The following is an 8,916-nucleotide window of genomic DNA, read 5'->3' as shown; positions in this document are numbered from 1 at the left end:
GAATTGAGCCCAAATTGGAAAATCCTCCTTTTTTTATTAATAGTTTAATGATTCTTCAGTAAAACTATTCAAGTAAAATTTTTTGCAAAAAAGGTGTGAATAGCAAATAATATGAAATGAGAAGGAGGCGTTTTGAATTGCAAAACTTTACATTTTGGAATCCGACAAAATTAATTTTTGGAAAAGGTCAGCTAGAGCAATTAAAAACCGAAGTTCCTCGTTATGGCAAGAAAGTACTTCTTGTCTATGGCGGTGGCAGCATTAAACGTTCTGGTCTTTACGATCAGGTAACAGGATTATTAAAGGAGATCGGTGCCGAAGTATTTGAACTATCAGGTGTTGAACCAAATCCGCGTGTAACGACTGCCCGTAAAGGGGTGGAGATTTGCAAAACGGAAGGAATTGACTTTATCTTAGCTGTCGGAGGCGGCAGTGTAATTGATTGTTCGAAGCTGATTGCGGCAGGAGCAAAGTATGACGGGGATCCATGGGATCTTGTGACAAAAAAAGCAATGGTCCAAGCGGCGCTTCCATTTGGTACGGTTTTAACTTTGGCTGCAACAGGCTCAGAAATGAATGCTGGCTCTGTCATTACAAACTGGGAAACAAACGAAAAATACGGCTGGGGCAGCGCTGTGACCTATCCGAAATTTTCAATTTTAGATCCAGTAAATACATATACAGTTCCAAGAGACCAAACGGTAAATGGAATTGTCGATATGATGTCTCATACTCTTGAGCATTATTTTCACCTTGAAGACCAAACTGATTTTCAGGACCGTATGTGTGAAGGATTGCTGTTAACAGTAATGGAAACGGCTCCTAAGCTTTTAGAGGACCTAGAAAATTACGACCACCGTGCAACTGTCCTTTATTGTGGAACAATGGCACTAAACGGAATCTTAAACATGGGCTACTCAGGAGATTGGGCTACCCATAACCTTGAGCATGCTGTCTCAGCTGTTTATGATATCCCACATGGCGGTGGTTTGGCGATTCTGTTCCCACATTGGATGGAACACAATCTTAGTGTGAAACCAGCACGTTTTAAAAAGCTCGCAGTCCGTGTATTCGGTGTAAATCCGGAAGGTAAAACGGATGAAGAAGCAGGACTTGAAGGCATTCGCAAGCTGCGTGAATTCTGGAACAGTATTGGTGCTCCATCACGTTTAGCACATTATCAAATCGATGACAGCAAGCTGGACTTAATGGCTGATCGTGCGATGGTTTACGGTGAATTTGGCAGATTTAAGAAATTGAATCGTGAGGATGTACTGGCGATTTTTCGTGCATCACTATAAGACTCGGACGCTTTGTCCGGGTTTTTTTCAATTTGTAAAAAAAAGCTCGAAAATGGGTACGCTTACATAGGAGGGTGTACCTTGATTATCCGCCCCTCATTCGATAAAGTGGTAAATGAAAATAAAAAATTGGAGGATCAATCATGACACACGTTCGCTTTGATTACTCAAAAGCCCTTACCTTTTTCGGTGAACATGAACTTACATACCTAAGGGATGCTGTAAAAGTTGCCCACCACTCTTTGCATGAAAAAACAGGTGCAGGAAACGATTTTCTAGGGTGGGTTGAACTTCCCGTAAACTATGACAAAGAAGAATTTTCACGAATTCAAAAAGCAGCTGAAAAAATTAAATCCGATTCAGATGTTCTTTTAGTTATCGGGATTGGCGGCTCCTACCTTGGCGCCCGCGCTGCTATAGAAATGCTACAGCACAGCTTCTACAATGTACTTCCAAAAGAAAAGCGCAACACCCCACAAATTATTTTTGTCGGAAACAACATCAGCTCTACTTATATGAAAGACATCATGGATCTGCTTGACGGCAAGGAATTCTCCATTAACGTCATTTCAAAATCTGGAACCACTACCGAACCAGCTATCGCTTTCCGGATCTTCCGTAAGCTTCTTGAAGAAAAATATGGCCAAGAAGAAGCACGTAAGCGCATTTATGCAACCACTGACAAAGCAAGAGGTGCATTGAAAACCCTCTCAACTGAAGAAGGCTACGAAACATTTGTCATTCCAGATGACGTCGGCGGACGCTACTCCGTATTAACTGCAGTAGGCTTGCTGCCAATCGCTGTCAGCGGTGCCGATATTCAAAAAATGATGGACGGCGCAGCAAAAGGACAAGAGGACTTCGGTCATTCCGAGCTTGAAGACAATCTTGCCTACCAATATGCGGCTGTCAGAAATGTCCTTTACAACAAAGGCAAAACCATTGAAATGCTTGTTAACTACGAGCCAGCCTTGCAATATTTCTCTGAATGGTGGAAACAGCTATTCGGCGAGAGCGAAGGCAAAGACCAAAAGGGAATCTTCCCATCATCAGCAAACTTCTCAACAGACTTGCACTCATTAGGGCAATACATCCAAGAAGGCCGCCGCGATTTGTTCGAAACCATCATCAAGGTGGATCAACCGCGCCACGAATTATCCATTGAAGCAATGGACAATGACCTGGACGGATTAAACTATTTAGCCGGCCAAACTGTTGATTTCGTAAATAACAAAGCCTTCGAAGGCACTATGCTCGCTCACACAGACGGCGGTGTACCAAACCTAATCGTATCCGTCCCTTCATTGGATGAATACACATTCGGCTACCTAGTATACTTCTTCGAAAAAGCCTGCGCCATGAGCGGCTACTTACTAGGGGTTAACCCATTTGACCAACCAGGTGTAGAAGCCTACAAAGTCAACATGTTCGCCCTATTAGGAAAACCAGGATTTGAAGAAAAGAAAGCAGAGCTTGAAAAACGCTTGAAGTAATTTTGAAACGCTGACCTTTATGGGGTTGGCGTTTTTTTTGTGAATTGACTTCTAAGGTTTGCATTAATCGCCATTGAGGTAATTGGCACAGTGAAGTCGCAGATAGATGAAAAAAGTAGTCGCCAAAAAAGTCGCTTGGCGCCGAGGAATCCTGGATAGATGAATAAGAAGTCGCCAATAAGGTTGCTTGGCGCCGAGGAATCCTGGATAGATGAAAAAGGGGTCGCCAATGAAGCTTCTTGGCACCGAGGAATCCTGGATAGATGAAAAAGAGGTCGCCAATGAAGCTTCTTGGCGCCGAGGAATTGCGGGTAGATGATGAGAAGGTCGCCAAGGAATTGCGGATAAATGATGAGACGGNNGGTCGTCAATAAGGCCGCTTGGTGCCGAGGAACAGTAGATAGATGAAAGGGAGTCGCCAAGATGACATGTTTCCTTCTAGAATGACCATAGATTAAAAAAGGTCGCCAAAGAATTAATTGGAGACCTAATTAAATTTAATCAAATAACAGTTAATTATGATTACTCATAATACGTCCATTGACCATATCCTTTTATAGTATAATTCCCCTTCAAAACCCTACAAATTACCTTTTTAGAGAAAGCACCTCCGCACCAGTGCTGTACCAAATTAGTCATAATCTTCTCCCCGGGAAACAACAGCCCGATTTCCTCTACACACCGCAATACAGCTTGATCCGCCGATTCCTCAAAACCGCACTCAATACACACCAATTTCCCAACTCCAACAACTGATACATCAAAGGAATGACACTTTAAGCAATAGTTCCCGTATTTAAGTGTGCTTTTTGTATAAGTAGGGACATTAACCAATGGGTACTCTCCCTTATGATAAGTCATGATTTTCTCAGAAATTGTAACATGCTTCTCTGTTACATTAGCCTGGATCCTATTCATTTTTTCAAAAAAATGATCAAGTTGTGTTGGGAGAATGATGGTCTCGTTAAGAGGTGCTTGTAAGAGAGTAAATTTGGGGTTAATAAAGATTAAGTGAGATTTTATGGGGAGATTAATGCCATTTTCTTGGAGACGTTTACGGAGGAGGCGCTCACATCGTTTCAGCTGTTCTAAAGGATTTTGAAGGTCATTGTTACTACCCAGAAGATAGAAATTGTCATCCTTATAAACGTAAATGCCTTCAAAATTTTTTACATCGAATAAGTGAATCATTCCTTGCGTAACCAACAAGGAGTCAATTTGAAAGTAGGAATGATTTTGTTCCAATAACAAATCATTAAGCATCAAAACACTCATCTGGATGCGCTCCATTGCTAATTCATCAAATAGCACCTCCCCTTTATTTGACGCGGCTTTATAACAGTAATTCCCAAAATCAACACTCCTTTCAAATAAATATTTCTCCATTTTATAAAAATTACCAAACCAAAGGTATGACTAATTTCCAACATTTATTTTTCAGGAATGATGGGGGAAGCTAAGAATAAAGGGGGTATGCAGAATGATTGAACTGCCATCAAAAGTCGAGGGCAAGCAGTTTGATTTATTTAAAATAGAGCAAAAATTAAAACCAATCGGGTATTCGATTGGCGGGAATTGGGATTATGACCATGGTTCGTTCGATTATAAACTGGATGATGAAGGCGGCTATCAATTTTTTCGGCTTCCATTTCATGCGGTTGATGGACAACTGGATATGCGTGGTTGTACGGTGGAGTTGGGCCGCCCGTTCCTATTGTCGCACCAATATGAATCGGGGTTGGATGTTCAGGGTGAGTCAGGAGTATTCTCCGGGACATTAAATCAATTTCAGGAACCAACTGATAAAGACGCCAGCATTCCTGATCGTTATATAGATAAAGGTAAGGCAATGGTAGCCGAATTGGAAACGGTCCTGCTATCGAATGGTTAATAGCTGATCGGACTCTTCCATTTTAAAAGTGTGGGGGGGATTCAGGATGGTTTCCTCTCCTCTTTTTATTCCCACCAGAAGACAGCCGCAGCTCAATTGCTCCTGCCACATATCTCCGTATAATTTCCCAGACTTCCCGGCACCGGCAAAAACAGCTGTCAAACGGCCATCCTGCAGTTGATGTAACACATCTGAGAGCAACCCGTCACCATTCGAATGCAAGCTGTTGAGCATAAAGACACTGGTTAACTTATTGGATTGAATCACCTCATCTGCGCCCGCTCTTACCGCGTTTACCACCTGTTCCGCTGTTAAAATCTCCACAATGCATTTTACCTTTGCGCACAGCCCCTTAATGGTTAGCAATGTTAAAATACTATTCATATCAGCCTGTAACTCATCATTTCCACGATCCGCCGTAATCAGCACCTTCTCGGCATTCTCAATATCACTCTTCACAATCGTATCATCGACATGAGCTTTCCCTTGAATAAAATGCACAAACCGTGAGGAAACCGGATTGGCCTCAAGGGTTTCGTCAATAATCACAATCATGGGAGGAGATTTCTGACTAATCAATTTACTGATCAATTCCTTTGAACGTTCATTCCAGCCGATAATAATCGTATGTCCCTGACCTTTAAAGGCAATTTTTCCTTCTGCATAAGCATCTTGCTTCGTAACAGCTGCCGCGGCTAAGGTTCCAAAATACGAGGAAACAAAGCTGACTCCTAATAAAATTAAAACCACTGCTGTTAACCGGCCCAGTAGTGAATGGGGAACATAATCACCGTATCCCACTGTCGATGCAGTAATAATGGCCCACCAAATCCCGTCAAAGACAGATGGAAAGGTGTCTGGTTCTAATACATGAATCGCAACTCCAAAAACGCCAAAGACAAGGAGAGCAATCAGTAATATTCTTATTAATAAGGGCATTCGTAAAAAACTGATTACGATTCGATTCGTCATGGTGTTCCCCTCCTTACTACTATTATTGACTAAAATATCCCATCTAATTTATGGGATGGTTCACAAAAAATTCATACTTTCATACAAGTACTACTTGTATGAAATAGCAAAAACTTGTAAATTATGTTTATCAACATAACTATCATGTAAAAGAGGGCTGACAATGGTGACTGGGATGAATTTCTTATTAACGAACATTGAAAAAACACGATTAGAAATGATTCATTTGGCTCATCTCCATGGTTATTCGAATCCAATTGTTGTCCAATGCAGTCAAAAACTTGATCGCCTGTTAAATACCTATGACAAAAAGCGTACGAAACCTTCCTACTACTAGGAGGGTTTTTTTATTTGGATATTCAGAATAAATTTCCCACCTATAGCAAAATTTAAAGGACAAATGGAGAGATCTTTTGAGGTGAGGAACATGATGGTAAAAACAACGCAAGAGCAGAAGTATCTCCTCTTTGCCCTACTAGTTTTAGCAGTTTATCTTTCTCCACTGTTTATTTTGCAGGAAAATGCACATATCAGGGTCCATGACAATCTGGATTCCAATCTGGCGTGGTATAAGGTGTTATCGAGAAGTGGCCAAATGTTTGGCGGAGTAACGGGAGTGATACCACAAATCATCAACGGGCTGCTATCCAGAAACGCCTTTGGCACTGAATACAGTGTAATCGTCTGGCTGTACTCATTACTACCAACGATGATTGCCTATGGGATCAGTCAGGCCCTGACAAGGATCGCCGCCTTTATCGGAATGTATTTATTGTTAAAAAAACACCTGCTTCCAGGTGAAAAATGGATTCCGCTCAACAGCTTTGCGGCACTGGCATTCGCCTTAACGCCTTTTTGGCCATCAGGAATGCTAAGCACATTAGGAATGCCACTTGCGTTATGGGCGTTCCTCAATATCCGTAAAGGTGAAGCCACCTTAAAGGATTATGCTGTCCTGACATTTTTACCGTTTTACGCCAGCATTGTGTTGGGATTTTTCTTTTTTCTAAGCGCTATGGCTGTATTTTGGCTAACGGATGTTATCAGAGGCAAGGGCTGGAATGGGAAATTTATTTTTTCTATTGGTTACATGACATTCGTATTCATGCTGGTTGAATACCGGCTTGTTTATTCGTTCCTTGTGAAAGGAGTACCAAATAGCCGTGACGAGTATTTTCATGCGCATCTACCGTTTTGGAGGGCTGTTCGCCTAACTTTCAAAAACTACTTGCTCGGACACACACACGTCATGACGGTACATACATTATTTATTCTGCCGGCTTTGTTTATCGCCTTTTACTTTGTTTATTCAAAAAGACTATGGAAACAGGAAAAAATATTTGTATTTTTATTTGGACTGAACTTTGTATTGTCACTGTGGTATGCCTTTTGGTTTTTTAGAGGCTGGGTGCCTGTCACCGAGAAATTTCACTTTTTAAATACGTTCAACTTTGCCAGATATCATTTTTTACGACCGATGGTGATCTACGCAAGCTTTGCCTTAGCGTTAAAAATTATTTCTCTGCAGGGGTTCAGTTGGTCAAAGACAGCCAAATGGTTCGCGGTGCTGCAGTTGATGTTTTTAGCCCTGTTTAATGATGAAATTATTTATCGTCAAAAACCAACAGTCAAGGAGTTTTACGCAGAGGAATTGTTTCAAGACATTAAGCAGTACATTGCCATGCCGCAGGAGAAGTACTGGGTAGCAAGCATCGGAATCCATCCGGCCATTGCGCAGTATAACGGGTTTTATACTCTAGATACCTACAATAATTTTTATCCGTTAAGCTATAAACATCAATTCAGGAAAATCATTGAAAAAGAATTAGAGAAGAATAAAACCATCCGGCAGTACTTCGATCAATGGGGCGGGCGTTGTTACCTTTTTACAGCACAGCTTGGCAAAAGATATATGATCAAGAAGGATTCTAAACGTCATTTGAAAAATTTGGAACTGAATACAGATGTATTTAAAGAGATGGGCGGGCGTTATATTTTTTCAGCGATTCCGATTGATAATGCGCGAAACAACCGTCTGAAGCTTGAAAAAGTGTTTGAGTCCAAAACTTCTGCTTGGAAAATTTACTTGTATAAGACTTTTTAGACATCGGGGGTTTTTAACATGATGAAGCCAGTCCTTACAATTGTTGTTCCATGCTATAACGAGGAAGCCGTTTTGCCCGTAACAATCAAGAAACTTCACCAACTGCTGAAGGATTTAATGCAGGAGTCTCTGGTGTCACCGCAAAGTAAAATTCTATTTGTTGATGACGGGAGTAAGGACCAGACGTGGGAGATGATTTATAAAGAGGGGCTTAAAAACGAGCATGTCCGGGGTTTGAAACTAGCGCGGAATGTCGGGCATCAGCGTGCGCTCTTAGCCGGGCTCCACGCCGCAAAAGAGCTTTCGGACTGTGTCGTATCCATTGATGCGGATTTGCAGGATGATATCCGAGTCATTCGGGAGTTTATTTTAAAATTTCAAGAGGGCTGTGAAATTGTGTACGGTGTTCGCCAAGGCCGTGCTACTGATACGTTTTTTAAGCGGACCACTGCCCAAGGTTTTTATAAAATGATGGAAAAGCTAGGGGTCAATCTGGTATATAACCATGCTGATTTCCGCCTGATGAGTAAACGGGCTCTGCATGAGCTGGAGCGATTTAAAGAAGTCAATTTGTTCTTACGAGGGATTGTCCCGCTGCTGGGGTTCCAATCAGATGTAGTTTATTATGATCGTCTGGAGCGGGAGGCGGGGGAAACAAAGTATCCGCTGAAGAAAATGTTGGCGTTTGCGTTTGACGGAATCACCTCCTTTTCGGTGTCACCCATCCGGTTCGTTTTACTGGTAGGAATTGTGTCATTTTTCATGAGCCTGGTGTTTGGCGGATATTTTTTAACATTAAAGTTTTTGGGAGACACAGAGACGGGCTGGACTTCACTTATCACTTCCATTTGGCTAATCGGAGGCCTACAGCTAATTGCAATTGGCCTGATTGGGGAATACGTCGGAAAAATCTACAACGAAACTAAGCAACGTCCAAAGTATATTATTGATATTGATACGCTAAATCTTCCGGTGCCCAAGCGACAGTTGGTTGAGGATGAATTATTTGGGGTTCCGTTTCGGAAAGTATCGGAGACAAATCAATAGCAGGGGTATTTAATAAGAGCTACCTTGAAGGGGCTCTTTTTTTGATTGGGGTACATAAAGTCCTTGCGGGTAAAAAAGGAGGGATCTCGGTCGTTATGAAGGCCCCAT

The 8,916-nt window shown here is 41.8% G+C and carries 8 protein-coding genes; 6 read left to right on the top strand and 2 right to left on the bottom strand.

Annotation, left to right across the window (positions count from 1 at the left end):
* The first annotated feature begins 137 nt into the window (after nt 1-137).
* Entirely contained in the window at nt 138-1,301 is a 1,164-nt protein-coding gene (locus V7083_RS15225; RefSeq protein ID WP_335479277.1) for an iron-containing alcohol dehydrogenase, read from the top strand.
* A gap of 143 nt (nt 1,302-1,444) precedes the next feature.
* The gene (locus tag V7083_RS15220; protein WP_335479275.1) at nt 1,445-2,794 is read left to right on the top strand and encodes a glucose-6-phosphate isomerase; all 1,350 of its coding nucleotides are present in this window, start codon (nt 1,445-1,447) and stop codon (nt 2,792-2,794) included.
* 522 nt (nt 2,795-3,316) lie between these two features.
* Here the strand turns inward: V7083_RS15220 and V7083_RS15215 are convergent.
* Nucleotides 3,317-4,180, bottom strand: a complete 864-nt coding sequence (locus V7083_RS15215; RefSeq protein ID WP_335479273.1) for a nuclease-related domain-containing protein — start codon at nt 4,178-4,180, stop codon at nt 3,317-3,319.
* A gap of 94 nt (nt 4,181-4,274) precedes the next feature.
* Here V7083_RS15215 and V7083_RS15210 point away from each other — a divergent pair, with 94 nt between their 5' ends.
* The gene (locus V7083_RS15210) at nt 4,275-4,685 is read left to right on the top strand and encodes a YugN-like family protein (RefSeq protein ID WP_335479271.1); all 411 of its coding nucleotides are present in this window, start codon (nt 4,275-4,277) and stop codon (nt 4,683-4,685) included.
* On the opposite strand, the gene V7083_RS15205 is transcribed toward V7083_RS15210, so the two are convergent.
* Nucleotides 4,671-5,657, bottom strand: a complete 987-nt coding sequence (locus V7083_RS15205) for a potassium channel family protein (RefSeq protein WP_335479269.1) — start codon at nt 5,655-5,657, stop codon at nt 4,671-4,673. The genes V7083_RS15210 and V7083_RS15205 overlap by 15 nt on opposite strands.
* 163 nt (nt 5,658-5,820) lie before the next feature.
* Between V7083_RS15205 and V7083_RS15200 the strand changes: the two genes are divergently transcribed.
* The 3 genes from V7083_RS15200 (at nt 5,821) to V7083_RS15190 (ending at nt 8,808) form a co-directional block, all read left to right on the top strand.
* Nucleotides 5,821-5,994, top strand: a complete 174-nt coding sequence (locus V7083_RS15200) for an aspartyl-phosphate phosphatase Spo0E family protein (protein WP_335479267.1) — start codon at nt 5,821-5,823, stop codon at nt 5,992-5,994.
* Between the two features lie 90 nt (nt 5,995-6,084).
* Complete coding sequence (locus V7083_RS15195; protein WP_335479265.1) at nt 6,085-7,761, top strand: DUF6044 family protein; 1,677 nt, start codon at nt 6,085-6,087, stop codon at nt 7,759-7,761.
* An 18-nt stretch (nt 7,762-7,779) separates the two neighbouring features.
* Nucleotides 7,780-8,808, top strand: a complete 1,029-nt coding sequence (locus tag V7083_RS15190) for a glycosyltransferase family 2 protein (RefSeq protein ID WP_335479263.1) — start codon at nt 7,780-7,782, stop codon at nt 8,806-8,808.
* Nucleotides 8,809-8,916 lie beyond the last annotated feature (108 nt).

The organism is Bacillus sp. JJ1764 (genome assembly GCF_036962145.1).
GTDB lineage: Bacteria > Bacillota > Bacilli > Bacillales > Cytobacillaceae > Neobacillus.
The sequence above is the reverse complement of the archived record's forward strand: the minus strand, read 5'-3'. Positions and strand labels throughout refer to the sequence as shown.

Excerpts from the sequence above, each read along its gene's own strand:
- V7083_RS15220 (WP_335479275.1), top strand. The coding sequence starts at position 1,445 with ATGACACACGTTCGCTTTGATTACTCAAAAGCCCTTACCTTTTTCGGT.
- V7083_RS15215 (WP_335479273.1), bottom strand. The coding sequence starts at position 4,180 with ATGGAGAAATATTTATTTGAAAGGAGTGTTGATTTTGGGAATTACTGT.
- V7083_RS15210 (WP_335479271.1), top strand. The coding sequence starts at position 4,275 with ATGATTGAACTGCCATCAAAAGTCGAGGGCAAGCAGTTTGATTTATTT.
- V7083_RS15205 (WP_335479269.1), bottom strand. The coding sequence starts at position 5,657 with ATGACGAATCGAATCGTAATCAGTTTTTTACGAATGCCCTTATTAATA.
- V7083_RS15200 (WP_335479267.1), top strand. The coding sequence starts at position 5,821 with ATGGTGACTGGGATGAATTTCTTATTAACGAACATTGAAAAAACACGA.
- V7083_RS15195 (WP_335479265.1), top strand. The coding sequence starts at position 6,085 with ATGATGGTAAAAACAACGCAAGAGCAGAAGTATCTCCTCTTTGCCCTA.
- V7083_RS15190 (WP_335479263.1), top strand. The coding sequence starts at position 7,780 with ATGATGAAGCCAGTCCTTACAATTGTTGTTCCATGCTATAACGAGGAA.